Raw genomic sequence first — 22,562 nt, forward strand, 5'->3', positions numbered from 1 at the left:
CTCGCGCGGCCGGCCATCCGTCATGGGATGCCGATCATCTTGTGGGTCTGGAGCGAGAGGCGCCAGCGGGCATCCGCCCGGCAATAGGCGATGGCCGCGGCGAGGTTGGCGGCCTGCTCCGGCCCGTCCATGGGCTGGAGAAAGCGGTTCGCGAAGGGCAGCGCCGCGAGGTCGGCAGGGTCGAGGCCGGCCTGGGGGAAGACGAGCTTCAGCTCGTGGCCGGAGCGCTGCACGAGGGGGTTGCCGGCCTTCGGGCTCACGCAGATCCAGTCGAGCCCGTCGGGCGCAGGTAGCGTGCCGTTGGTCTCGACGGCGGCGGCGAAGCCGCGGGCGCGTACGGCTGCGATCAGCGCCGCGTCGAGCTGAAGGAGCGGCTCGCCCCCGGTGAAGACCACGAAGCGGCCCTGTCCACCGCCCGACCAGGTGCGAGCGATCGCGGCCGCGAGGTCGTCGGCCGTGGCGAAGCGCCCGCCGCCGTCCCCGTTCAGGCCAACGAAGTCGGTGTCGCAGAAGCGGCAGGCCGCCGACGCCCTGTCCTCCTCGCGGCCCGACCAGAGGTTGCAGCCCGCGAAGCGGCAGAACACCGCCGCGCGTCCGGCCTGGGCGCCCTCGCCCTGCAGCGTGTGGAAGAGTTCCTTGACCGCGTACGCCATCGTTCCGGCGCGCCGGGACCGGCGCCTGCAACCATCGACCTGGGATGAGATGTCCCGCTCACATAGGCGCTCGCGCCGCGAAACGCCACCGGGCGCGCCCGGCAGCGACGAGGCCCGGCCATCCTCTCGCCACGGTGCGGGCCCAAGGCAGGATCCACGTCATGCACCGCGGTTCGAGCTGCGCGGACTCGCCGAAGCTCGGCCGTTGACCTACAACCTGCCGGGACGGGGATCGGGACCGTCCCAGCACCGCCGCGGCGCACCACCCATTGAGTCGGGCCTGATGTCCAATCCCTTCGTGAGGCGCTTCACCCTCGGTCTCGCCGCCCTCGCGGCCCTGCTGGGCGCGGGTGCTGCCCAGGCCGTGACCGCCCCGGTCCTGGTCGTCGACGTCGATTCCGGCAAGGTCATCTACGGTCAGGCGGCCACCGACCCGTGGTATCCCGCATCCATCACCAAGCTGATGACGACCTACGTCGCCCTCGACCTAGTGCGGCAGGGCCGCGTCTCCCTCGACTCCCTGATCACCATCACGCCGGCGGCAGCCGCCGAGCCGCCCTCGAAGATGGGGTTCAAGGCCGGCACCCAGCTGACCCTCGACAACGCCCTCAAGATCATCATGGTCAAGTCGGCCAACGACGTGGCCTGGGCGATCGGAGAGAGCCTCGGCGGCTCCATCGAGGGCTTCGCGGACCTGATGAACCAGACGGCCCGCCGCATCGGCATGCGCGAGAGCCGCTGGTTCAACCCGAACGGCCTGCCGGATGCCCGGCAATGGACCTCCGCCCGCGACATGGCGATCCTCGGCCGGGCGCTGATCCGGGACTTCCCCGACAGCCAGGGTCTGTTCTCGATCTCCGCGATCCAGTTCGGCCGCGCCGTGATGGCGAACCACAACGGCCTGCTCGGGCGCTACGCCGGCGCCGACGGCATGAAGACCGGTTTCATCTGCTCCGGCGGGTTCAACGTGGTGGCGAGCGCCACCCGGAACGGCCGCCGACTCCTCACCATCGTGATGGGTCAGCCGAGCGCCCGCGAGCGCGACCTCAAGGCCGCGGACCTGTTCGATTACGGCTTCTCGCAAACGGCGGGCTGGACGAGCCAGAGCCTCGATGCGCTGCCGGCGTCGAGCGCCGGCGAGGCCCCGGACATGCGGCCCTACATCTGCGACAAGCGCAAGCCGATGCCGGTGGACGAGGGTCAGAGCGCCATCACGGCGAGCGCACCGGCGGCGGGCGCCAGCGCCGACAACGCCAACGCGCAGCTTATGGGTGCCTCGGCGCCCGCGTCATCCGCTCTCGCCTTCGCGACCCTCAACAGCGCGGCGCTGCGCACCCGCGCGCTGCCGCCGCGAGCGCCCCTGCAGCCCGTGCTCGTCTGGATCGGCCGCGATCCCGCCGAGGGACAGACCCTGCTCAACGAGCAGGCGGAGGCCGAGAAGGCGGCGGCCGCCCAGGCCCGGCAGGCCAAGCTGGAGGCCGCAAAGGCCAAGCGCGAGGCGGCCCGTCAGGCGAAGGCAGAGGCGGCCGCCAAGCGGACCGAAGCCCGCGCTACCGCTCCCGCTCCGCAAAAGCCCGCGTCCAAGGTTGCAGCGAAGCCGGCCCCGAAGGCCACGCACGCGGCCGTGCCGAAGGCCGCCACCGCCTACACGGCCGCGAACGCGGATCCGATCTCGCCCAAGGCGGGCGCGGCCAAGGGCGCATCGGCCAAGGTTGCACCCAAGGCCGCGCCTCGGGTCGCCCAGAAGCCCCCCGCCAAAGCACCGGCCCGAAAGGCGCAGGCGGCGGAGTAAGGCGCGCGCGGGTGACAGGCCGGCGGCGGATGCTTAGGTGCGCCGCATGACCCAGGATCTGCGCCGCCCCGAGCCGATACCCCTCACCGTCCTCACCGGCTTCCTTGGCGCCGGCAAGACGACCCTGCTCAACCGGCTGCTCAGGGACGAGGCGCTCGCCGACACCGTCGTCATCGTCAACGAGTTCGGCGAGATCGGTCTCGATCACGTGCTGATCGAGAAGGTCGACGAGGACATGATCCTGCTCGGCGCCGGGTGCCTCTGCTGCACGGTGCGGGGGGACCTGATCGCCACCCTCGAGGACCTCCTACGCAAGCGCGACAACGGCCGCATCCGGCCGTTCCGCCGCGTCGTTATCGAGACCACCGGGCTCGCCGACCCGGCTCCGATCCTGCACGCGCTAATCTACCACCCCTACCTCGTCCTGCGCTTCCGGCTACAGGGCGTGATCGCCGTCGTCGATGCGGTGAACGGGCTGGCGAGCCTGGATGCGCACCCGGAAGCGCTTCGGCAGGTCGCGGTAGCCGACCGGATCGTGCTGACGAAAGCCGATCTCGCATCGGACCTGGAACCCCTCAGGGCACGGCTGCGCGGGCTCAATCCGGCTGCTCCGATCGATCCGCCGGATGTCCCCGGCGCGACACTCCTCGGCGGCTTCTTCGGCCTCGACGGCAAGGCCGGCGACGTTCGGGCGTGGCTCAGCGCCGAGGCCGCCTCGGAGGGTCACCACCCCGGCGACGTGAACCGGCACGACGCGAGCATCCGGGCTTTCGCCCTCACGCACGACGCACCGGTGCCGCAGGCGGCGCTCGACATGTTCCTCGACCTCCTGCGCTCCGCGCACGGACCCAAGCTGCTGCGCCTGAAAGGGCTCGTCGCGCTCGCCGAGGATCCCGAGCGGCCGCTCGTCCTCCACGGCGTGCAGCACGTCATCCACGCCCCCGCGACGCTCCAGGCATGGCCCGACGAGGACCGCCGCTCGCGTCTCGTCCTGATCGTGCGTGATCTCGACCCGGACTTCGTGATGCGCTTGTGGGATGCGTTCCTCGGGAGGCCGCGCCTCGATGCGCCCGACGCTGCCGCGCTGACGAACAATCCCCTGGCGATCCCGGGCACCTGAAGGACGGCACCGCTCTTGAAGCGAGGCGCCTGTCCGGCGCCGACGGGGCGTCGCCGTGTCCCGGATCGGGACAATCGCCGCGATACGGGACCCAAACGGATGGCGCATCGTCTCAGGCTGATCGAGGGCGGCCGAAAGGAGCCGCCGGTTCGCGCCGAGCATGCGCCGGAGCGTCCGCGCCTCACCCTGGTTCCGCCCGCGGCCATCCCAGCGCGCAACATTGTCTGCGTCCGCCGCGCGTCGGCGGGCTGAGCGCTACTCGTCCTCGCCGAACCGATTGGCGAGAAGGGCCTCGATCGCGTCGAGCGCCGCCTCCGCGTCGGAGCCGACGGCGGTCACCGCCACGGAGGTCCCCTGGGCCGCGCCGAGGGTGAGGAGGCCCATGATCGAGCGGCCGCCCACGGTCTCGCCCGAACGCGTCACGGTCACGGCGGCGTCGAAGCGCTCGACGGTCTGAACGAACTTGGCTGATGCTCTCGCGTGCAGGCCGCGCCGGTTGATGATCGGCAGGATCCGCAGCACGCCTCCTTCGGGAACCGGCGGGGGCGGATCGTCGTCGTAGGGCTCGCTCATCGGGCTGTGGCGCTTCCTCGGTCTGCGGTCCGGCGGACTTTGCGCCCGTGCCGGCCGTCACCGTGCGTAATCAATCCCGCGGCGGGACGGAAGGCAGGTGCCGAGCTTACTTTCCAGCGAGAACGCGGGAGGCCACGTTGATGTACTTCCGCCCGGCCTCCTGCGCGTGGAGGACGGCGTCGCCGAGGCTCTCCTCGTCGCGCACGCTGGCAAGCTTGATGAGCATCGGAAGGTTGATGCCGGCGACCACCTCGACGGCGCCGCCGTTCATACAGGACAGGGCAAGATTGGACGGCGTGCCGCCGAACATGTCCGTGAGCACGACCACGCCGTTTCCGGTGTTGACCCGGCAGACCGCGGCCATGATGTCCCGGCGGCGCAGCTCCATGTCGTCCTCGGGACCGATCGTGATGGTCTCGATCTGATCCTGCGGGCCAACCACGTGCTCAAGCGCGGCCTTGAATTCGGTCGCGAGCAGTCCGTGGGTGACGAGCACCATTCCAATCATCGACGCGATTTCCGACGCCCTGTGAGCGGAGCCGCCATTTTGTGCACCGCACGGTGATGCGCAAGGCGGTCGCGACGTTTTGCTCGAAACGACATCACGATCATGACACGCCGAAGGGAACTCCGCTACCGGGCGGGACTTGGCGCGCGGTCTCGGGCGCAAGGTGCGGCCATGCTGCAACGCCGAGCTTCGTCAGGATCAAAGACGCGGCCACGCCCGACTCGACGTGGCGCGTCTCGAAGAGGAGCCTGGGCAGGGCGATGCCCAGGATATCGGCAGGTCCGGACGTCTCCGGCAGCCGCGGCAGAACCGCAACGAGATCCACCACGAGGCGCAGCACCGCCGCTGGCTCGAACGCGACGGCTTCGAGGCCGACGCCGCGAACCTCGATTTGTCCGCTGATGACCGGGTGGGGCCGGGCGACGACGCGATCGTTCCAGCGGGTGAGCCGGATCCGGTCGTCGCCGACGAGCGCCGCGCCGCGGTCCGCCGCGCGGTCGAGGAGGCTGAGAGCGAGGGCGGTCTTGCCCACGCCGGCCTGCCCGCGAATCAGGACGCCCGCCTCTCCGACGGCGAGGCAGGTGGCATGACAGGTGGCATGGACAGTTTCGGCAGGCCGGGCGGTGCGGACTGCCACGCCCTCAGGCCGCCGCGGCGAGCTGCCGGGGGGCAGCCGGCAGGCGCACGATGAAGCGCGCGCCCCGCACCGTCGGCTCGCCGTCCTCGTCGGCCGGGCCCGGGCGGTTCTCGGCGCGGATGGAGCCCCGATGGGCCTGGACGATCTGCCGGGAAATCGACAGGCCGAGGCCGGAATTCTGGCCGAAGCCCTGCTCGGGCCTGTCGGTGTAGAAGCGCTCGAAGATCCGCTCCAGGGCGTGCTCGGGAATCCCCGGGCCCTCGTCCTCGCAGACGAGCTCCACCTCGCCCCGGACCCGCCGAAGGGCGATCCGCACCTTGGCGTCAGCCGGGGAGAAGGAGCGGGCGTTGTCCACAAGGTTGTTGACGACCTGTCCGAGGCGGCTGTCGTGGCCGATGATCGCGAACGGGTTCTCCTGGTCGGATCCCGGCGCCTCGACGTCTAGGAGGATCGCCGCGTCCTTCGGGCGCCGTCGCTCGTTGGCCACCGACACCACCGTCGTGAGCAGCTTGCGCATGTCGACCCGCCGCGCCTCGGCCCGGGCGAGCTCGGCGTCGAGGCGCGACGCGTCGGCGATGTCGCTGATGAGGCGGTCGAGGCGCTTCACGTCGTGCTGGATGATCTGCATCAACCGGCCGCGCGACTCGTCGGTCTTGGCAAGGGGTAGCGTCTCGACGGCGCTGCGCAGGGAGGTCAGCGGGTTCTTCAGTTCGTGGCTGACGTCGGCCGCGAAGCTCTCGATGGCGTCGATGCGCCGGTAGAGCGCCTGCGTCATGTCCCGCAGCGCGCCCGAGAGGTGGCCGATCTCGTCCGTGCGCCGGGTGAAGTCCGGGATCTCCTCGCGGGTCTTGATCCCCATCCGGACCTTCTCGGCGGCCTCCGCGAGGCGGCGGACCGGGCCCGCGATGGCGCCCGCGAGCAGGATCGACAGCACCACCATCACGAGGGCCGCGACGACGAAGACCTGCACGAGGCCGAAGCGCTCGGAGGCGATCACCCGGTCGATCTGGTCGCCCTGCGTCGAGAGCATCAAGGCGCCCCGCACCGTGCCGGCCCGCTGGATCGGGACCGCGACCGACACCAGGGTCTCCCCGCCCTCGTTGCGGCGCACGATGGTGCCGCGGGCGCCGCCCAGGGCCGTCTGCACCTCCCGCAGCGAATGGCCGTTGGTGGGGCCGACCTCCTCGTGGACAGTCTTGCGCTCGCCGAGGACCCGCGTCTGGATCCAGTCCGTCAGCCGCTCCAGGGCGTTCGGTTTCATCGGCTTCGCGGTCGCGGGTTCCGGTCGGTTGCCGTCCTGGCGGTTGAAGAGGGAGCGGGTGTCGAACAGGAGGCCCCCCTCCTGATCATAGACCCGCGCCCGGTTGCCGGTCGGGGTCACGAGCCTCCGCAGCAGGGGAGCGACCCGCTCGGGGTTGAGGGAGAAGGCGAGGGGCGAGGGGTCCTCCTCGGCGGCCGCGTTCTCGCCCGCCTGCAGCTGGAGGAGCTTGTCCGGGTCGATCCGGATCGCGTCCGTGTCGACCGAGGCCGAGGACGCGATGGCGCCCGCAATGATCTCGCCCTGGATCAGCAGGCTCTGCACACGTGCCTGGATCAGGCCCTGGCGGAACTGGTTCAGGTAGAGGAACCCGAGGAGGAGCGCGAACAGGCCGACGAGGTTCAGGACGACGATGCGCCGGGTCAGGCTCGACGAGGCGCGCTGGCCGACCGCGCGCCAGAGGTCGCGCGGCCACCTGAGAGGACCGCCGTGCGGGGCTTCGTCGGTTTCGGCAGGCACGGCGTTCCTGGGCGCGAAGGAGGATCGAGGCAAGGCCGGCGACCCCGAGCGTCAGCTCTCCTTGAAGCGGTAGCCGACGCCGTAGAGCGTCTCGATCATGTCGAAGCTCGTGTCCACCACCTTGAACTTCTTGCGCAGGCGCTTGATGTGGCTGTCGATAGTGCGGTCGTCCACGTAGACCTGATCGTCGTAGGCCGCGTCCATCAAGGCGTTCCGGCTCTTCACGACGCCGGGCCGGTGGGCGAGCGCCTGGAGGATCAGGAACTCGGTGACGGTGAGCGTCACCGCCTCGCCCTTCCAGGTGCAGGTATGGCGCTCCGGGTCCATCATCAGCATGCCGCGCTCCAGGGAGCGGGCGGCCGCGTCGGCCTCACGCGCGGCGGCGCCGGGCCCGTCCTTGGGCGCGAAGCGGCGCAGCACCGCCTTGACGCGCTCCACCAGGAGGCGCTGCGAGAACGGCTTATGGATGAAGTCGTCGGCCCCCATCTTCAGGCCGAACAGTTCATCGATCTCCTCGTCCTTCGAGGTGAGGAAGATCACCGGCAGGTCCGATTTCTGCCGCAGCCGCCGCAGAAGCTCCATCCCGTCCATGCGCGGCATCTTGATGTCGAAGATCGCGAGGTCCGGCGGCGAGTGCTTCAGGCCGTCGAGGGCCGAGGCGCCGTCCGTGTAGGTCTGGATCCGGTACCCCTCGGTCTCGAGCGCGATCGAGACGGAGGTGAGGATGTTGCGGTCGTCGTCGACGAGGGCGATGGTCGGCATGCGCGGTCCTTGACTGGCGAAGACGGATGCGAGCCTCGCACGGCCCGCCCCGCCTCCGGCCCCATCGGGGCGGCCAATGACGCGAACGCGACCTCGCAGGGCGCGGGGCCGGTGTCGCGCGGAAAGGTTGGAGCTTTAAATCTATCGTTCGAAAAAAGCGAGCGCCCGGCGTAGCTTGGCCGTAAGCGGCCAACAGGTCGCGGGTCGGACGCCTCGCGCGCAGGCGTCCCCTGCCGCTATGTTCATCCCCTGGACGCGATCGGCGGGGAGGACCGGATGGGCGAGAACGAGACCGGACGGGGGCCCGCGCGACCCCTGCCCGCGGCGGAAGCGCCCTTCGACGCGATCGGCCTCGCCCGCCAGCTCCTCCGCGGCATCCGATCCGGCGCGTTGGCGACCCTCGACGCCGAGAGCGGTACCGCCTTCGCCTCGCTCGTCACAATCGCGACCGATGCCGATGGGACGCCGCTGATGCTGCTCTCCCGCCTGTCCGGCCACACCCGCAACCTCGATGCCGATCCCCGCTGCTCGCTCCTGTTCAGCGCCACCGGCAAGGGCGATCCGCTGGCGCACCCTCGCCTCACCGTGGTGGGGCGCGCCGCCCGCACCGACGAGCCGCGCATCCGCGAGCGCTTCCTCGCCCGTCACCCGAAAGCGAAGCTCTACGCTGACTTCCCCGACTTCGGCTTCTTCGCCCTGGCGCCGGATTCCGGCCACCTCAACGGCGGATTCGCCAAGGCCGCGACCCTGACGCGCGACGAGCTTCTCCTCGATCTGGCCGGCGCCGAGGCGATGGTGGCCGGCGAGCGCGGCGCCATCGAGCACATGAACGCGGACCACGCGGATGCACTGGCACTCTACGCCCGCGCCGAGGGGGAGGGCGCCTGGCGGCTCACGGGCCTCGACCCCGAGGGGCTCGACCTGATGGCCGGCGACCGCACAGCCCGGGTCGTCTACCCGAGCCCGGTGCGGGACATGGGTGCGCTTCGCAAGGTTCTGGTCCAGATGGCGACCGCGGCCCGCGCGGAGGGCTGAGGCGCCCGCGCTTGGCGGGCCGGAGCCGCGCTGCTATCTGCACGGCCAAAGCTTCCCGACATCACACGGTGCGCTCCGCCTCGCGGCCGAGGTCGGCCGCACCGGAGACCCGTGCCGATGACCGCGTCACCGATCCCCAACATCCGCAACTTCTCGATCGTCGCCCACATCGACCACGGCAAGTCGACGCTCGCCGACCGCCTGATCCAGGCGACCGGCACCGTGGCGCTGCGGGACATGAGCGAGCAGATGCTCGACTCGATGGACATCGAGCGCGAGCGCGGCATCACCATCAAGGCCAACACCGTCCGCCTCGAGTACAAGGCCGAAGACGGCCAGGACTACGTCCTCAACCTGATGGACACGCCCGGCCACGTCGACTTCGCCTACGAGGTCTCGCGCTCGCTCGCCGCCTGCGAGGGGTCGCTCCTCGTGGTCGACGCCTCCCAGGGCGTCGAGGCGCAGACGCTCGCCAACGTCTACCAGGCGCTCGACGCCAACCACGAGATCGTACCCGTCCTCAACAAGATCGACCTGCCCGCGGCCGAGCCCGACCGGATCAAGGAGCAGATCGAGGAGGTGATCGGCATCGACGCCTCCGAGGCGGTGCCGATCTCGGCCAAGACCGGCCTCAACATCGAGGCCGTGCTGGAGGCGATCGTGACGCGCCTGCCTCCTCCGAAGGGTGATCGGCAGGCCCCCCTCAAGGCACTCCTCGTCGACAGCTGGTACGACGTCTACCTCGGCGTCGTCGTGCTCGTGCGCATCGTCGACGGCGTGCTCAAGAAGGGCATGACGATCCGGATGATGGGCGCGGACGCCGTCTACGGCGTCGACCGGATCGGGGTGTTCCGGCCCAAGATGGCCGATATCAGCGAGCTCGGCCCCGGCGAGGTCGGCTTCCTCACCGCCTCGATCAAGGAGGTCGCCGACACCCGCGTCGGCGACACCATCACGGAGGACAAGCGCCCGACGAGCGGGATGCTGGCGGGCTTCAAGGACGTGCAGGCGGTGGTGTTCTGCGGCCTGTTCCCGGTCGATGCCGCCGAGTTCGAGAACCTCCGCTCGGCCATGGGCAAGCTCCGTCTCAACGATGCGAGCTTCTCCTACGAGATGGAGACGAGCGCGGCGCTCGGCTTCGGCTTCCGCTGCGGCTTCCTCGGCCTCCTCCACCTCGAGATCATCCAGGAACGGCTGGAGCGCGAGTTCAACCTCGACCTGATCTCGACGGCCCCCTCCGTCGTCTATCGCCTGCTGATGCGCGACGGCGAACTGAAGGAGCTGCACAACCCGGCGGACATGCCGGACGTGATGAAGATCGAGACGATCGAGGAGCCGTGGATCCGGGCGACGATCCTCACGCCCGACGAGTACCTCGGCGGCGTGCTCAAGCTCTGCCAGGACCGGCGCGGCATCCAGATCGACCTGAACTACGTCGGCAAGCGCGCCATGGTCGTCTACGACCTGCCGCTCAACGAGGTGGTGTTCGATTTCTACGACCGCCTGAAGTCGATCTCGAAGGGCTACGCCTCGTTCGACTACCACGTCTCCGACTACCGCGAGGGCGACCTCGTGAAGATGTCGCTCCTCGTCAATGCCGAGCCCGTGGACGCCCTGTCGATGCTCGTCCACCGCACCCGCGCCGAGTCGCGCGGGCGCGCCATGTGCGAGAAGCTGAAGGACCTGATCCCCCGCCACCTGTTCCAGATCCCCGTCCAGGCGGCGATCGGCGGCAAGATCATCGCCCGCGAGACGATCCGAGCGCTGTCGAAGGACGTCACCGCCAAGTGCTACGGCGGCGACATCTCCCGCAAGCGCAAGCTCCTCGACAAGCAGAAGGAGGGCAAGAAGCGCATGCGCCAGTTCGGCCGCGTGGAGATCCCGCAGGAAGCCTTCATCGCCGCCCTCAAGATGGACGACTGAGCGCGACCTGGGTTGACGCGCCCGCGCGACGGCGCATCCTCGGCGCCGCGCGGGAGGCGCTCCCATGGACGACTGGAAAGCCGACCTTCATCGCCAGTTGCGCGCGATCGACATCGCCACGGGGGAGGCGGCCGGTGCCTGCCTGCCGGACCTTCTCGGGCGCCTGCGCCGTTACGAGGCGCGACCGGCCCGGAACCCGCTCCTCGCGCTCTATCGCCGCTGGCGCATTCGCCGCCTGAGCCTCGCCGTCGCGGAGGCCCGCTGGCACGTCGAGCAGGGCCGGCTGGCGCGACGGTCGTGGATCGCAAGCGGCCCGACGGGCTCCTGACGCCCTTAGGGGACGGCCCGGCAGGGCGGAGGTCGACCAGAGTGGGAGTAGCCCTCCCCCCCGCCTTGCCTATAATGCGCGCATCGGAATTCCGGCACGAGCGCACGCATGACCTCCCGCATCCCCGACTTCGCCACGATCGCCTACGCGCCTGAGGCGGTGGCGGCGGGCGTGCCGCCGGCCGGCGAGCCCTGGATGACTCCCGAGGGGATCCCCGTGAAGGGCCGGTACGGCCCCGGGGACCGGGAGGGTCTGGAGTTCCTGAACACCTATCCGGGACTCGCGCCGTTCCTGCGCGGGCCCTACCCGACCATGTACGTCACCCAGCCCTGGACGATCCGGCAATATGCCGGCTTCTCGACGGCCGAGGATTCGAACGCCTTCTACCGGCGCAACCTCGCGGCCGGGCAGAAGGGCCTCTCGGTGGCGTTCGACCTCGCCACCCACCGCGGCTACGATTCGGACCATCCGCGCGTGTCCGGCGACGTCGGCATGGCGGGTGTCGCGATCGACTCGATCTACGACATGCGCACGCTCTTCTCCGGCATCCCGCTCGACGAGATGACGGTGTCGATGACGATGAACGGCGCGGTGCTGCCGATCCTCGCGCTCTACATCGTGGCCGCCGAGGAGCAGGGCGTGCCGCCGGGCAAGCTCGCCGGAACGATTCAGAACGACATCCTCAAGGAGTTCATGGTCCGCAACACCTACATCTATCCCCCGAAGGGATCGATGCGGATCATCTCGGACATCTTCGCCTACACCTCGGCGAACATGCCGAAGTTCAATTCCATCTCGATCTCCGGCTACCACATGCAGGAGGCCGGGGCGACGAACGACCTGGAGCTCGCCTACACGCTCGCCGACGGCGTCGAGTACATCAAGGCGGGTCTCGCGGCCGGCCTGACGATCGACCAGTTCGCGCCGCGCCTGTCGTTCTTCTGGGCGATCTCGACGAACTTCTTCATGGAGGTCGCCAAGATGCGGGCTGCGCGCCTGATCTGGGCCAAGCTCGTGAAGGGGTTCGATCCGAAGTCCGACAAGTCGCTGCCGCTGCGTACCCACTCGCAGACGAGCGGATGGTCGCTCACCGCGCAGGACGTGTTCAACAACGTCACCCGCACCTGCATCGAGGCGATGGCGGCGACGCAGGGGGGCACGCAGTCGCTCCACACCAACGCGCTCGACGAGGCGCTGGCGCTGCCGACCGACTTCTCCGCGCGCATCGCCCGCAACACGCAGCTCTTCCTCCAGCAGGAGAGCGGCACCACCCGGATCGTCGACCCATGGGGCGGCTCCTACTACGTGGAGCGGCTCACCGCCGACATCGTGGCCCGCGCCTGGGAGCACATCCGCGAGGTGGACGAGCTCGGCGGAATGGCCAAGGCCATCGAGGCCGGCATCCCGAAGCTCCGCATCGAGGAGGCGGCGGCCCGCGCGCAGGCCCGGATCGATTCCGGCCGCCAGACCATCGTCGGCGTCAACAAGTTCAAGCCCGACGACGAGATGAAGATCGAGCTCCTGCGCGTCGACAACGGCAACGTCCGCACCCTGCAGATCGACAAGCTCAAGCGCCTGCGCTCCGAGCGCGACGAGGCCGAGGTGGAACGCCGCCTCGCCGCGCTGACGAAGGCCGCGGACGGGGAGGGCAACCTCCTGGCGCTCGCGGTCGACGCGGCGCGCGCCAAGGCGACGGTCGGGGAGATCTCGGAGGCGCTGGAGAAGGCCTGGGGTCGGCACCGGGCGGAGATCCGCTCGATCTCGGGCGTCTACAAGCGGGAGGTGGGTGGCATGTCGCCGGTGGTTGAGCAGGTGCGCGGGCTCGTGGAGGCCTTCGAGGAGAGCGACGGCCGCAGGCCCCGCATCCTCGTTGCGAAGATGGGCCAGGACGGGCACGACCGCGGCCAGAAGGTGATCGCCTCGGCCTTCGCCGATCTCGGCTTCGACGTCGACATCGGGCCGCTCTTCGCGACGCCCGCCGAGGCTGCGCGTCAGGCCGTGGAGAACGACGTGCACATCGTCGGCGTCTCCTCCCTCGCCGCGGGCCACCTGACCCTCGTTCCCGAGCTGAAGGCGGCGCTCGCGGAGGCTGGCCGCGAGGACGTCATGATCGTGATCGGGGGCGTGATCCCGCCCGGGGATTACGACGCGCTCTACGCCGCCGGCGCCTCGGCGATCTTCCCGCCCGGCACGGTGATTGCTGATGCGGCCGTGAAACTCATCGGCGAACTCAACGAGCGGTTGGGTTATGCCGCGCGTGAGGCCGCCGAATAGCGGCGCGCCCGGAGCAGGAGATGCAGGCGACGATGTCCGAGGGCAAACCCGAGCCGATCGTCCCCGTCATCCTGTGCGGAGGGTCCGGGACCCGGCTGTGGCCGGCCTCCCGGGACAGCATGCCGAAGCAGTTCACCCGCCTGGTGAACGCCGACGCCTCGACCTTCCAGGACACCGCCCGGCGCGTCGCGGATCCCGGCTCGTTCGGGCGCCTGACCGTGCTGACCCACTCGGACGCCCGGTTCATCGTCGCCGAGCAGCTCGCTCAAATCGGTCTGTCGGCCGATATCCTGCTGGAGCCCGAGCGGCGCGACTCCGCCGCGGCGGTGGCGGTCGCCGCCCTGAGCGCGGCCCGGCGGAACCCGCAGGCCATCGTGCTGATCCTCGCCGCCGATCACGTCATCGGCGACCCCGCGGCCTTCGTGGCCGCCGTTGAGGCGGCGGCTGTCGGAGCCCGTGCAGGTTCGATCATGACCCTCGGGGTCGAGCCGACCCGTCCCGCCACCGATTACGGCTACATCCGCCGCGGCCGTTCCCTCGCCGCGGCCCCGAACGCCTACGCGGTGGAGCGCTTCGTCGAGAAGCCGGACGCCGCCGGCGCCGAACGGCTGATCGGCGACGGGGCGCTCTGGAACTCCGGATATTTCCTGTTCCGGGCCGACGTGATGATCGGTGAACTCGAAGCCTACGCGCCGGAGGTGCTCTCCGCCGCGCGCTCCGCGCTCGAGGGCGCCCAGACCGACCTCGATTTCGTCCGCCTCGACGCGGACGCGTTCGGGAGGGCGCCGAAGACCTCGATCGACTACGCCGTGATGGAGCGCACGACCCACGCGGGCGTGCTGCCCGTCTCCTTCCCCTGGTCGGATGTCGGGACCTGGGACGCAGTCTGGCAGGTGCTGGAGCGGGACGGCGCCGGAAACGCCCTGCGCGGCCGGGTCGAGCTGATCGACACCCGCAACAGCCTCGTCCACAGCGAGGGCGAGCACGTCACCGCGGTCGTCGGGCTCGACGACGTCGTGGTGGTCTCGACGCCGGACGCGGTGCTGGTCAGCGCGAAGGCCCATTCGGCGAAGGTGAAGGACCTCGTCGGCGTCCTGCGCGCGAAGGCCTATCCGGAGGCCGACATCCACCGGCGCATGTACCGGCCGTGGGGCTGGTACCAGCGCATCGACATCGGCGAGCGCTTTCAGGTGAAGCGCATCATGGTGACGCCGGGCGGGCGCCTGTCCCTGCAGAAGCACTACCATCGCGCCGAGCACTGGGTCGTGGTTCGCGGGACCGCGGAGGTCACCGTCGACGAGCGGGTGGTGCTCGTGCACGAGAACGAGGCGGTCTATCTGCCGATCGGGTCGATGCACCGGCTCGCAAACCCGGGCAAGATCCCGCTGGAGCTCATCGAGGTCCAGGTCGGCAGCTACACGGGCGAGGACGACATCGTCCGCGTCGAGGACATCTACGGACGCTGAGGCGTCAGCGCGGCATCTCGAAGAACCGGATGTCGAGGGCGCCGAGGGCCAGAAGCGGCGGCGGCACCGCGACCCCGCCGGCCCGTCGGATCCGCTGCACAGCGGCACGGCACGCGCGCGGGTCGGCGGCGTCGGCCGCGGCCTGAGCCTCCGAGGCGATGTCGGCAGGCAGCTTCGGTCCGCTCGCCGGCTGGGCGGTCTTGTCGCCCTCTGGCTTCGTCACCTGGCCGCTCTGCCCCGAATTCTGCTGGGGGGAGCCGCCGCTTGCCGCGGGCTTCGCCGCACCCTTGTCCTCGGCCGGCGCCTGCACGGCGGTGGCCTGGGCCGGCGATGGGGTGCCGGTCTCCTGCGGGCCCGGCGGCTTCAGGAACGCGGCGAGCTCGCGGCAGAGGTCGGCGGGCGGGCCCGCGGCGGCTGCCGGTCCTGCGAGGAGGGCGAGCCCTGCCGCGAGTCCGAAGCGGCCCAGGCGCATCAGGCCGGACGATCGCGCATGATGATCCAGATCGCGTGGATCATGCCCGGGATGCCGAAGCACAGGGTCAGCAGGATATTGAGCAGGAACTGCAGCCCGAACCCGGCGGTGATCAGCACCGCGATGGGCGGCAGGAAGATGGCGAGCAGGATGCGGACGATGTTGGACACGGGGGCTCCCGGAGATGTCGGCTGTTGCGCCCTCAACCGAAGCGGAACCGTTTCCGTTCCGGCCATCGGAGCGCTCAATGCTCGGCGGCGGGCAGGCGGGCGGCGGCCGTGTCGTGGCCGTCCTGATGCAGGACGAGACCCGTGCTGGCCCCGCCGGCCGCGATCGCGAACGAGACCTGGGTGCCGGACAGGCGCAGGAGGTAGCGCCCGCTGCCCTGCGGGACGAGCTCGACGCGAGCTTCGCCCGCCCGCTGAGCGAACAGGCGCCCGCCCTCGCGGGTGACCGCGATCTCCCCGCCCGCCCCGACGCGGTACCGGCCGCAGAGCCGGTCGAGGAAGGCGAAATCGGGTGTCACCGCCCGGCGCCGCTCGGTCGCCTCGGCGAGGGCGCGTGCGTCCGCCTCCCCGATCCGCGTACCGACCTGCTCGGCGCCCTCGCGGTGCAGGACGAGCCCGGTCGGCGCGCCCTCGGGCTCGGTTTCCAGGGTGATGCGGGCGCCGGTGAGCGGCGAGACGAAGGTCCTGTCGCTCTCCGGCCGGAACGGCGTGCCGACCTCCGAGCCCGTGCGGGCGATTAGGACGCCCCCATCCCGCGCCAGCGTCAGAAGTGCGCCGTTGTCGAGGCGATACGAGCCGGCGTAGCGGTCCATGATCTCCGGCTCGAGGACGACGGCCGTCTCCGCCTCGTCTACGCCGAACCAGAGCGCCGCGAGGGCGCGTGCGATGGTCTGGGCCGGGGCGGTCTCGGTGTTGGCGAGCACCAGCACCGTGAGATCGTCGTCCGGGTAGCGGTCCTTGATGGTCAGGAAGCCGGCGAGGTTTCCACCATGCGACCAGAGCCGGTGGCGGTTGGCGGTGCCGATGTACCAGCCGAGCCCGTAGCCGTGGCCGGCATCGTGGAACATGGCGTCGAGGGATGCCGGGCCGACGACCCGCCCGGAGAAGAGTGCGCGGTCCCAGGCATTGAGGTCGTCGACCGTCGAGTAGAAGCCCCCGGCCGCGTAGGGGATGCTGGATGCGAGCGGCGCGGCGTTCCGCCAGCCGCCCCCGGCGTGTCGATAGCCAGAGGCCCGTCGCGGCAGGATCGCGCCGGCATCGTCGTAGCCGGTCTCCGTCATCCCGAGCGGATCGAGGATGCGCTCGCGGACGTAGCGGTCGAAGGGGAGGCCGGAGGCCGCCTCGATGACGAGGCCGAGGAGCACGTAGCCGGTGTTGTCGTAGTCGAAGGCCGTGCCGGGCGGGAACAGCAGCGGCCGGTCGGCCGTGAGGCCGACGATGGCGCGGGGGCTCATCTCGATGCGCTGGATGCGGGCGTAGTAGTCCGGCAGGTTGGTGTAGCTCGGGATGCCCGAGGAATGGGTCAGGAGCATCCGGATCGTGACGGCGCCCCACGTCGCGGGTGCTTCCGCGTAGTAGCGTCCGACGGGATCATCGAGCCCGAGGCGGCCGGCCTCGGCGAGCTGCAGGATCGCGGCGGCGGTGAACTGCTTGGTGATGGAGCCGACCCGGAACCGGGTCTCGGGCGCGTTCGGGATGCTCCACTCGCGGTTGGCGAGGCCGTAGGCCGCCCGGAAGACCGGCTCGCCCCGGTGAGCCACCAGCACCGCACCGGAGAACAGCCCGGCATCCCGGTAAGGGGCGATCAGCGCCTCGGCGCGGTCGGCGTATCCGGGTGGATCCCCGGCGCGGGATGCGCCGGATGCGAGGAGGAGGATCAGAAGCAGGACGATCCGGGTTGCCACGGTGCTGCGGGTCTCCTGTGGGTGCTGCCACGCTCTCGCGGCATTGGGGCCAAACCGCGTCCGCATGGCTCCCACCGGCGGCCGTCACACCGCCGCCGCGAACGGCGCGGAAGAGCCCGGAACGCCCGCCCGACCCGCGTCGAGGATGCCATCCGTGACCGCTCCGCTCCGGCCCAACCCGCCCGAGGGCCAACCCGTCCGCGAGGACGCCGTCGCCCCAGCCGCGCCCGTGCCCTGGACGGGCCCGCGCTTCACGGAGTTCGTGGCCATCGTCGCGCTGATGATGGCGGTCACCGCGATCTCGATCGACAACCTGCTCCCCGCCTTCCCGGTCATCCAGGCCCGGTTCGGGGTAGCCGACGCGAACAGCCTCCAGCTCCTCGTCTACGTCTACATGATCGGCTTCGGCCTCGCGCAGATCGTCTACGGCCCGATCTCGGACGCGCTGGGGCGCCGCCCTGTCCTGCTCGGCAGCCTCGCGATCTACGTGCTGGGCTGCGGCCTCGCGATGGTCGCGCCGTCGTTCGGCTGGCTGCTTGCCGCCCGCGTCATCCAGGGGCTGGGCGCGGCGGGCGGGCGCGTGCTCTCGACGGCGATCGTGCGCGACCGGTTCGCGGGGCGCGAGATGGCGAGCGTCATGTCGCTCATCATGATGGTGTTCCTGATCGTTCCGATGATCGCGCCCGCGATCGGCGGTGCCATGCTGGCGCTGGGCTCCTGGCAGTACGTGTTCGTCTCGATGCTGGCGCTCGCCGGCATCGTCGTCGCGTGGTTCGGCGCGCGGATGCCCGAGACCCTGCACCCCGAGTATCGCCGACCGCTCTCCCTGCCTTCGGTGGGCCGCGCCCTCATGACCACCCTGCGGTGCCGCGTCGCCCTCGGCTACGCCACCGCCCTCGGGCTCCTCACCGGGTGCATCATGGGCTACGTCGGTTCGGCGCAGCAGGTCTTCGACACCGGTCTCTACCGCCTCGGCACGCTGTTCCCCCTGGCCTTCGGGCTCGTGGCCGGCGCCATGGGCGCCGCGACCCTCGTCAATGCCCGCGTGGTGCGCCGCCTCGGCATGCGCCCGCTCTCGCACGCGGGGCTCAGCGCCTTCGTGGCGGTGGCGCTGGTCCAGGTCGGCGTCGGGCTGCACTATCACGGGCATCCGCCGCTCGCCGTGTTCCTCGGCATCCTGGCGCTCAACCAGTTCCTGATCAGCTTCGCGATGCCGAACTTCAACGCCCTGGCGCTCCAGCCGCTCGGCGCCATCGCGGGTACTGCCTCATCCTTCCTCGGCTGCTACACGACGATCCTCGGCGCACTCTGCGGCTTCCTGATCGGGCACGCGTTCGACGGGACGACGCTGCCGATCGCCTGGGGCTACGCCGCGCTCGGCGGTGCATCGCTCGCGGTCGTCGCCTGGACGGAGCGCGGACGGCTGTTCCGCGGCGGCGTTTCCGGTTGAGGACTCGGCAGCCTTAACGGGCTCTTCAGGGCTGCGGGCGAGGGTTGCGGACCGATCGAGCTCGCAACCCGGAGACCCCGCGTGATCGCCCGCGCCCAGGATGGCCTCTTCCTCGCCTCGCGCCTGCTCCTCGCCGCCGCGCTGCTGCCCACCGGCATCGCCCGGGCCCTCAACGTCTCGGGCTTCGCCCTCACGCTCGCCGGCGCGGGTGTGCCGGCCCCGAACGCGGTCGCGACGGCCGCCGTCGTCGTGCAGGTGTTCGGCCCCCTCGCCGTGATCCTCGGCGTGATGCCGCGGATCACCGGCATCGCGCTCGCGGCCTTCGCGGCGGTGATGGCGGGGCTGCTGCACCCCTTCTGGCAGTTCGGCGCCGCGGCCGCGCTCTCCGAGCGCACCCTGTTCCTCGCCGATCTCGGCCTAGCTGGCGGCTACCTGATTCACGCGCTCGCCGGCCCGGGCGCCTGGAGCTGGCAGGGTTGGCGCCGCGCCCTGCCGGGCGCCGCACAGGATGCCCCGCGCGGCAGCAAATCGCCGGCGAAGGCGCCAGCGAAGGCCGCTGCGCCGCGCAAACGATCCGCCCCCGGCCGTCCGGCCCGCGCGGCGGCCTGACGAGGGGCGAGCACCACCACCCGGCAGCGCCACTGGCGGACCCGGGCAGGCCGGCTCTAAGATCCCCGCCGCGCTTCAGGCGCGAGGGGAGCCCGCCCGTGCCGACCTATGCATTCTCCACCGCGAAAGCCCTCACGCCCGAGCAGCGCGCACGGATCGTCGAGAGCGTCACGGCGATCCACCACGTGGAGGCCACCGCCCCACGCTACTTCGTGCAGGTGATTTTCCAGCAGGTCGAGCCCGGCGCGATCTTCATCGGGGGCGAGCCGGCTTCCCGCGATCACGTCTGGGTGCGGGCCGACATCCGGGCCGGGCGGACGAACGAGCAGAAGGCCCGGATGCTCCGGCGCATCATGCGGGAGACGAGCGAGATCCTCGCCATCTCCGAGCAGGACGTGTGGGTCTACATCTCGGACATCCCCGCGCAGGGCGTCCTGGAGTTCGGCAACGTGCTCCCCGAGCCCGGTGGCGAGGAGCAATGGCTCGCGTCGCTGCCCGGCTGGCTGCGGGAGAAACTCGTCCATTCGGCCTGACGTACAAGCCTCGCGCCGTGTCCTCGGAGCTGCGGGTCAGTTCCGCCCGGGCGCCGACGCCGGCCCCGCGGCCGCGACGCGCTTGCCCGACACCTCGGCGCCCGCGTCGGGCGCGAGGCGCAGGAACGCGATGAGCGAGAGGGCCGAGATCAGCGCCACCACCAGGAAGGCCGGGCCGAAATCGACGGCCGCGATGGCGCTTCGCCCGTGCGCGGCCGCGGCCGCTTCGAGCGACAGGGCTCCGAGGGTGACGCCGAGGCTGAGGGAGAGCTGCTGCGCGACGCTCGCGAGGCTGGTCCCGGCGCTCATGTCGCGGGATTCGATGTCGGCGTAGGCGATGGCGTTGACGCAGGTGAACTGCACCGAGCGCAGGCAGCCGCCGAGAAACAGCAGGCCGACGATGAGCCAGTGCGGCGTCTGCGCCGTGAACAGGCCGTTCACCGCGAGGAAGAGCGAGGCCAGCACGGCGTTCGTCACCATCACGGGGCGGAACCCGAAGGTGCGCAGGATGCGAGGGCCCACGACCTTCACGAACATCGCCCCGGCCGCTGCCGCGAAGGTGATCAGGCCCGAGTGCAGCGGATCGAGGCCGAAGCCCACCTGGAGCATCAGGGGCAGCAGGAAAGGGATCGCGCCCGTCCCGATCCGGAAGAAGCTGCCGCCGATGACCGCCGCCCGGAAGGTGGGGTAGCGTAACAGGTCGAGCCGCAGGACCGGGTGCTCCACCCTGCGCGCGTGCAGGAAGTAGACTGGCAGGAGCAGGACGCCGGCGCCGAGGCACGACCAGGACAGCCAGTCCGGCAGCAGGTGCCGTCCCATCGAGGCGAGGCCGAGCATCAGGCTCGCGAGGCCGAGCCCGAGGAGCAGGAAGCCCGGCACGTCGAGGGGCGGCCGCTCGGGCTCGCGGATATCCTCGAAGTAGGCCGTGGCCAGCGCGATGCCGACGAGCCCGATCGGGATGTTGATGAGGAAGATCCAGCGCCAGTCGAGCCAGGTGGTGATGAGGCCGCCGAGCGGCGGCCCCAGGATCGGGCCGATGAGGGCCGGGATCGTCAGGTAGGCCAGCGCCGTGACGAGCTCCGCCTTCGGGACGCTGCGCAGGATCACGAGGCGCCCCACGGGCACCATCATCGCGCCGCCGAGCCCCTGGAGGAAGCGCGCGGCCACGAAGCCCGCCAGCCCGCTCGAGGCCGCGCAGGCGAGCGAGCCCAGCATGAACACCCCGAGCGCCGCCCGGAACACGGTGCGCGCTCCGTAGCGGTCGGCCATCCAGCCGCTGATCGGAATGAAGATCGCGAGGCTGACGAGGTAGGCGGTCAGGGCGAGCTTGAGGGCGATCGGATCCTCGCCGAGGCTTTTCGCGATGGCCGGCAGGGCGGTGGCGATCACCGTGGCGTCGGTGTTCTCCATGAAGAGCGCGGTGGCGACGACGAGGGGGACGATTCGAGAGGAGCGCATGGTTCACCCAAAGCCGCGAGGGCTGCCGCGGTTGCAACGCGCCCCTCGCCGCCGTGTCGCGCCGGACACAGGCAGAAACGAACGGCTGCGCTCGCCCCTCAGGTCACTATCCGGGTACCGGGCCGAACCCTTAAGCTTGCCGCAACGCCGCGGCCTGCCGCGCGCTCGGCTTCGCCGGCGTGCCGCTCGGCCGCGCTCGATGTCAGACCGCGTGAAAGTGACAGCATGCGCCTTCGGCCGGACCACTTCCGCTCACTGCCCCGACGCGCTGCCGCCCTCGCCATCTGCCTGAGCGTCGCGGCCTGCGGAACCGTCGTCCTCAACCAGACCGGCGTGCTGAGCCGCTACGACCGCCTCCAGACCAGCGACGAAGCCACCACCGAGGCCCGGCTCTACGCCGACCAGGCCGCGCTGGCCCGCACCCGCACGGTGCGCATCATCCCGACCACCTTCCCCGAGGCCGTCTCGGGTCCAGGCATCACGGCGGCCCAGCGCAAGCTCGTGGCGAATGCCGCGGATCGGGCCATGTGCTACGAGCTGTCGCTGCGCTACGACGTCGTCTCCGGCCGCGAGGCCGACCTGACGGTGCGCTCCGCCATCACCCACGTCGAGCTGACGGGCCTTCCCGGCGCCGGCGCGACCATCGGGGCATCGGCGGCGATCACCATCGCCGCGCAGCTCGGCGTCGGCTTCGCGGACGCGGTCGGCCGCGTGCCCGTCCCCCGCGTGCCGATCGGTCTCGGCAGCCTGACGGTGGAGGCCGAGGCGCTCGACCGGCGCCGCGAGCAGCGTGCCGCGATGATCTGGGGCGGCGCCGCGAACTCCTTCACGAGCCAGCCGCGCTTCTCGCCGATCAGCGACGCCTACGACCTCGCCGGCGAGTTCGGGCAGGACTTCGGGTTCTACCTCGCCACCGGGCGCGACCCCTTCAAGGCGCCGCTGACGCTGCCGACCTACGACCGCCTGCGCATAACGGTGCTCGGCGAGGCGCCCCTCGACCCGGATTGCGAGGCCTTCGGCCGGGCGCCCGGCATCGACGGCATCCTGGGCGACTATATCGGCCTGCCGCCGGAATTCGGCGACAAGGGCGCCGCCGTCGCCCCGCCCCCGCGGCCCGCGCCCCGCGGGTGACCTGAGCGCCCGCAGGGCTCCCCGGCGCCCGGCGCAGGGCGGACCTGCGGGGAAAACCCGGCCGACGCCCCGCCTTCGCTTTGCGTGCGGGCGACCCCCGTGGTATCGGCCCGTGCCAACCCGCTCACGCGGCAAGCCCTTTTCCCGGG

21 protein-coding genes are annotated in these 22,562 nt (G+C 70.9%); 11 read left to right on the forward strand and 10 right to left on the reverse strand.

Going from position 1 to position 22,562, the window contains the following annotated elements; all coding sequences use genetic code 11:
• Positions 1 to 20: 20 nt before the first annotated feature.
• Positions 21 to 653, reverse strand: coding sequence for a 7-carboxy-7-deazaguanine synthase (queE, locus tag ACLBXP_RS15700; protein ID WP_447668666.1), 633 nt, complete (start codon positions 651 to 653; stop codon positions 21 to 23).
• A 283-nt stretch (positions 654 to 936) separates the two neighbouring features.
• Between queE and ACLBXP_RS15705 the strand changes: the two genes are divergently transcribed.
• Entirely contained in the window at positions 937 to 2,445 is a 1,509-nt protein-coding gene (locus ACLBXP_RS15705; protein WP_447668667.1) for a D-alanyl-D-alanine carboxypeptidase family protein, read from the forward strand.
• A gap of 46 nt (positions 2,446 to 2,491) precedes the next feature.
• The gene (locus ACLBXP_RS15710) at positions 2,492 to 3,565 is read left to right on the forward strand and encodes a CobW family GTP-binding protein (protein ID WP_447668668.1); all 1,074 of its coding nucleotides are present in this window, start codon (positions 2,492 to 2,494) and stop codon (positions 3,563 to 3,565) included.
• A gap of 255 nt (positions 3,566 to 3,820) precedes the next feature.
• Here the strand turns inward: ACLBXP_RS15710 and ACLBXP_RS15715 are convergent, their stop codons facing one another.
• The 5 genes from ACLBXP_RS15715 to ACLBXP_RS15735 all read right to left on the reverse strand — a co-directional run bounded on the left by ACLBXP_RS15715 (position 3,821) and on the right by ACLBXP_RS15735 (position 7,822).
• Complete coding sequence (locus ACLBXP_RS15715; protein ID WP_447668669.1) at positions 3,821 to 4,138, reverse strand: HPr family phosphocarrier protein; 318 nt, start codon at positions 4,136 to 4,138, stop codon at positions 3,821 to 3,823.
• 106 nt (positions 4,139 to 4,244) lie between these two features.
• Positions 4,245 to 4,646 carry a PTS sugar transporter subunit IIA gene (locus ACLBXP_RS15720; RefSeq protein ID WP_447668670.1) on the reverse strand — a complete coding sequence of 134 codons (402 nt, stop codon included), beginning with the start codon at positions 4,644 to 4,646 and terminating at the stop codon, positions 4,245 to 4,247.
• A gap of 100 nt (positions 4,647 to 4,746) precedes the next feature.
• Positions 4,747 to 5,283 carry an HPr kinase/phosphorylase gene (locus tag ACLBXP_RS15725; protein WP_447668671.1) on the reverse strand — a complete coding sequence of 179 codons (537 nt, stop codon included), beginning with the start codon at positions 5,281 to 5,283 and terminating at the stop codon, positions 4,747 to 4,749.
• 4 nt (positions 5,284 to 5,287) lie between these two features.
• Positions 5,288 to 7,060, reverse strand: a complete 1,773-nt coding sequence (locus ACLBXP_RS15730) for a stimulus-sensing domain-containing protein (RefSeq protein WP_447668672.1) — start codon at positions 7,058 to 7,060, stop codon at positions 5,288 to 5,290.
• A gap of 51 nt (positions 7,061 to 7,111) precedes the next feature.
• A complete protein-coding gene (locus tag ACLBXP_RS15735; protein ID WP_447668673.1) occupies positions 7,112 to 7,822 on the reverse strand; it encodes a response regulator transcription factor in 711 nt (236 codons plus the stop codon).
• A gap of 276 nt (positions 7,823 to 8,098) precedes the next feature.
• Here ACLBXP_RS15735 and ACLBXP_RS15740 point away from each other — a divergent pair, with 276 nt between their 5' ends.
• The 5 genes from ACLBXP_RS15740 to ACLBXP_RS15760 all read left to right on the forward strand — a co-directional run bounded on the left by ACLBXP_RS15740 (position 8,099) and on the right by ACLBXP_RS15760 (position 14,848).
• Positions 8,099 to 8,857 (forward strand): HugZ family pyridoxamine 5'-phosphate oxidase, encoded by a 759-nt coding sequence (locus ACLBXP_RS15740; protein WP_447668674.1) that lies wholly within the window; start codon positions 8,099 to 8,101, stop codon positions 8,855 to 8,857.
• A 117-nt stretch (positions 8,858 to 8,974) separates the two neighbouring features.
• Positions 8,975 to 10,780: a translation elongation factor 4 gene (gene lepA / locus ACLBXP_RS15745; RefSeq protein ID WP_447668675.1), complete on the forward strand. Its 1,806-nt coding sequence runs from the start codon at positions 8,975 to 8,977 to the stop codon at positions 10,778 to 10,780.
• A gap of 64 nt (positions 10,781 to 10,844) precedes the next feature.
• Positions 10,845 to 11,108 (forward strand): hypothetical protein, encoded by a 264-nt coding sequence (locus ACLBXP_RS15750; protein WP_447668676.1) that lies wholly within the window; start codon positions 10,845 to 10,847, stop codon positions 11,106 to 11,108.
• Between the two features lie 108 nt (positions 11,109 to 11,216).
• Positions 11,217 to 13,382 (forward strand): methylmalonyl-CoA mutase, encoded by a 2,166-nt coding sequence (gene scpA, locus ACLBXP_RS15755; protein ID WP_447668677.1) that lies wholly within the window; start codon positions 11,217 to 11,219, stop codon positions 13,380 to 13,382.
• A 32-nt stretch (positions 13,383 to 13,414) separates the two neighbouring features.
• On the forward strand, positions 13,415 to 14,848 hold the full coding sequence (locus ACLBXP_RS15760) for a mannose-1-phosphate guanylyltransferase/mannose-6-phosphate isomerase (protein ID WP_447668678.1): 1,434 nt from the start codon (positions 13,415 to 13,417) through the stop codon (positions 14,846 to 14,848).
• Positions 14,849 to 14,852: 4 nt separating this feature from the next.
• Here the strand turns inward: ACLBXP_RS15760 and ACLBXP_RS15765 are convergent, their stop codons facing one another.
• The 3 genes from ACLBXP_RS15765 to ACLBXP_RS15775 all read right to left on the reverse strand — a co-directional run bounded on the left by ACLBXP_RS15765 (position 14,853) and on the right by ACLBXP_RS15775 (position 17,232).
• Positions 14,853 to 15,320 (reverse strand): hypothetical protein, encoded by a 468-nt coding sequence (locus ACLBXP_RS15765; RefSeq protein ID WP_447668679.1) that lies wholly within the window; start codon positions 15,318 to 15,320, stop codon positions 14,853 to 14,855.
• Complete coding sequence (locus ACLBXP_RS15770) at positions 15,320 to 15,490, reverse strand: YqaE/Pmp3 family membrane protein (protein WP_447668680.1); 171 nt, start codon at positions 15,488 to 15,490, stop codon at positions 15,320 to 15,322. The genes ACLBXP_RS15765 and ACLBXP_RS15770 overlap by 1 nt, the downstream gene beginning before the upstream one ends.
• A 74-nt stretch (positions 15,491 to 15,564) precedes the next feature.
• Positions 15,565 to 17,232 carry a serine hydrolase gene (locus tag ACLBXP_RS15775; RefSeq protein WP_447668681.1) on the reverse strand — a complete coding sequence of 556 codons (1,668 nt, stop codon included), beginning with the start codon at positions 17,230 to 17,232 and terminating at the stop codon, positions 15,565 to 15,567.
• Positions 17,233 to 17,515: 283 nt separating this feature from the next.
• Between ACLBXP_RS15775 and ACLBXP_RS15780 the strand changes: the two genes are divergently transcribed.
• The 3 genes from ACLBXP_RS15780 (at position 17,516) to ACLBXP_RS15790 (ending at position 19,824) form a co-directional block, all read left to right on the forward strand.
• Complete coding sequence (locus ACLBXP_RS15780; protein WP_447668891.1) at positions 17,516 to 18,682, forward strand: multidrug effflux MFS transporter; 1,167 nt, start codon at positions 17,516 to 17,518, stop codon at positions 18,680 to 18,682.
• Between the two features lie 81 nt (positions 18,683 to 18,763).
• Positions 18,764 to 19,291, forward strand: coding sequence for a DoxX family membrane protein (locus ACLBXP_RS15785; protein ID WP_447668682.1), 528 nt, complete (start codon positions 18,764 to 18,766; stop codon positions 19,289 to 19,291).
• A gap of 98 nt (positions 19,292 to 19,389) precedes the next feature.
• Complete coding sequence (locus ACLBXP_RS15790; RefSeq protein ID WP_447668683.1) at positions 19,390 to 19,824, forward strand: tautomerase family protein; 435 nt, start codon at positions 19,390 to 19,392, stop codon at positions 19,822 to 19,824.
• Positions 19,825 to 19,860: 36 nt separating this feature from the next.
• On the opposite strand, the gene ACLBXP_RS15795 is transcribed toward ACLBXP_RS15790, so the two are convergent.
• Positions 19,861 to 21,282, reverse strand: coding sequence for an MFS transporter (locus ACLBXP_RS15795; RefSeq protein ID WP_447668684.1), 1,422 nt, complete (start codon positions 21,280 to 21,282; stop codon positions 19,861 to 19,863).
• Positions 21,283 to 21,507: 225 nt separating this feature from the next.
• Between ACLBXP_RS15795 and ACLBXP_RS15800 the strand changes: the two genes are divergently transcribed.
• Positions 21,508 to 22,413 (forward strand): DUF3313 domain-containing protein, encoded by a 906-nt coding sequence (locus tag ACLBXP_RS15800; RefSeq protein ID WP_447668685.1) that lies wholly within the window; start codon positions 21,508 to 21,510, stop codon positions 22,411 to 22,413.
• The last annotated feature ends 149 nt before the right edge of the window (positions 22,414 to 22,562 follow it).

The organism is Methylobacterium sp. A54F (assembly GCF_053346035.1).

Coding starts and splice junctions, on each gene's coding strand:
- ACLBXP_RS15720 (WP_447668670.1), bottom strand. CDS start 4,646: ATGATTGGAATGGTGCTCGTCACCCACGGACTGCTCGCGACCGAATTC.
- ACLBXP_RS15705 (WP_447668667.1), top strand. CDS start 937: ATGTCCAATCCCTTCGTGAGGCGCTTCACCCTCGGTCTCGCCGCCCTC.
- queE (WP_447668666.1), bottom strand. CDS start 653: ATGGCGTACGCGGTCAAGGAACTCTTCCACACGCTGCAGGGCGAGGGC.
- lepA (WP_447668675.1), top strand. CDS start 8,975: ATGACCGCGTCACCGATCCCCAACATCCGCAACTTCTCGATCGTCGCC.
- ACLBXP_RS15765 (WP_447668679.1), bottom strand. CDS start 15,320: ATGCGCCTGGGCCGCTTCGGACTCGCGGCAGGGCTCGCCCTCCTCGCA.
- ACLBXP_RS15715 (WP_447668669.1), bottom strand. CDS start 4,138: ATGAGCGAGCCCTACGACGACGATCCGCCCCCGCCGGTTCCCGAAGGA.
- ACLBXP_RS15735 (WP_447668673.1), bottom strand. CDS start 7,822: ATGCCGACCATCGCCCTCGTCGACGACGACCGCAACATCCTCACCTCC.
- ACLBXP_RS15795 (WP_447668684.1), bottom strand. CDS start 21,282: ATGCGCTCCTCTCGAATCGTCCCCCTCGTCGTCGCCACCGCGCTCTTC.
- ACLBXP_RS15800 (WP_447668685.1), top strand. CDS start 21,508: ATGCGCCTTCGGCCGGACCACTTCCGCTCACTGCCCCGACGCGCTGCC.
- ACLBXP_RS15740 (WP_447668674.1), top strand. CDS start 8,099: ATGGGCGAGAACGAGACCGGACGGGGGCCCGCGCGACCCCTGCCCGCG.
- ACLBXP_RS15780 (WP_447668891.1), top strand. CDS start 17,516: ATGGCGGTCACCGCGATCTCGATCGACAACCTGCTCCCCGCCTTCCCG.
- ACLBXP_RS15710 (WP_447668668.1), top strand. CDS start 2,492: ATGACCCAGGATCTGCGCCGCCCCGAGCCGATACCCCTCACCGTCCTC.
- scpA (WP_447668677.1), top strand. CDS start 11,217: ATGACCTCCCGCATCCCCGACTTCGCCACGATCGCCTACGCGCCTGAG.
- ACLBXP_RS15750 (WP_447668676.1), top strand. CDS start 10,845: ATGGACGACTGGAAAGCCGACCTTCATCGCCAGTTGCGCGCGATCGAC.
- ACLBXP_RS15760 (WP_447668678.1), top strand. CDS start 13,415: ATGTCCGAGGGCAAACCCGAGCCGATCGTCCCCGTCATCCTGTGCGGA.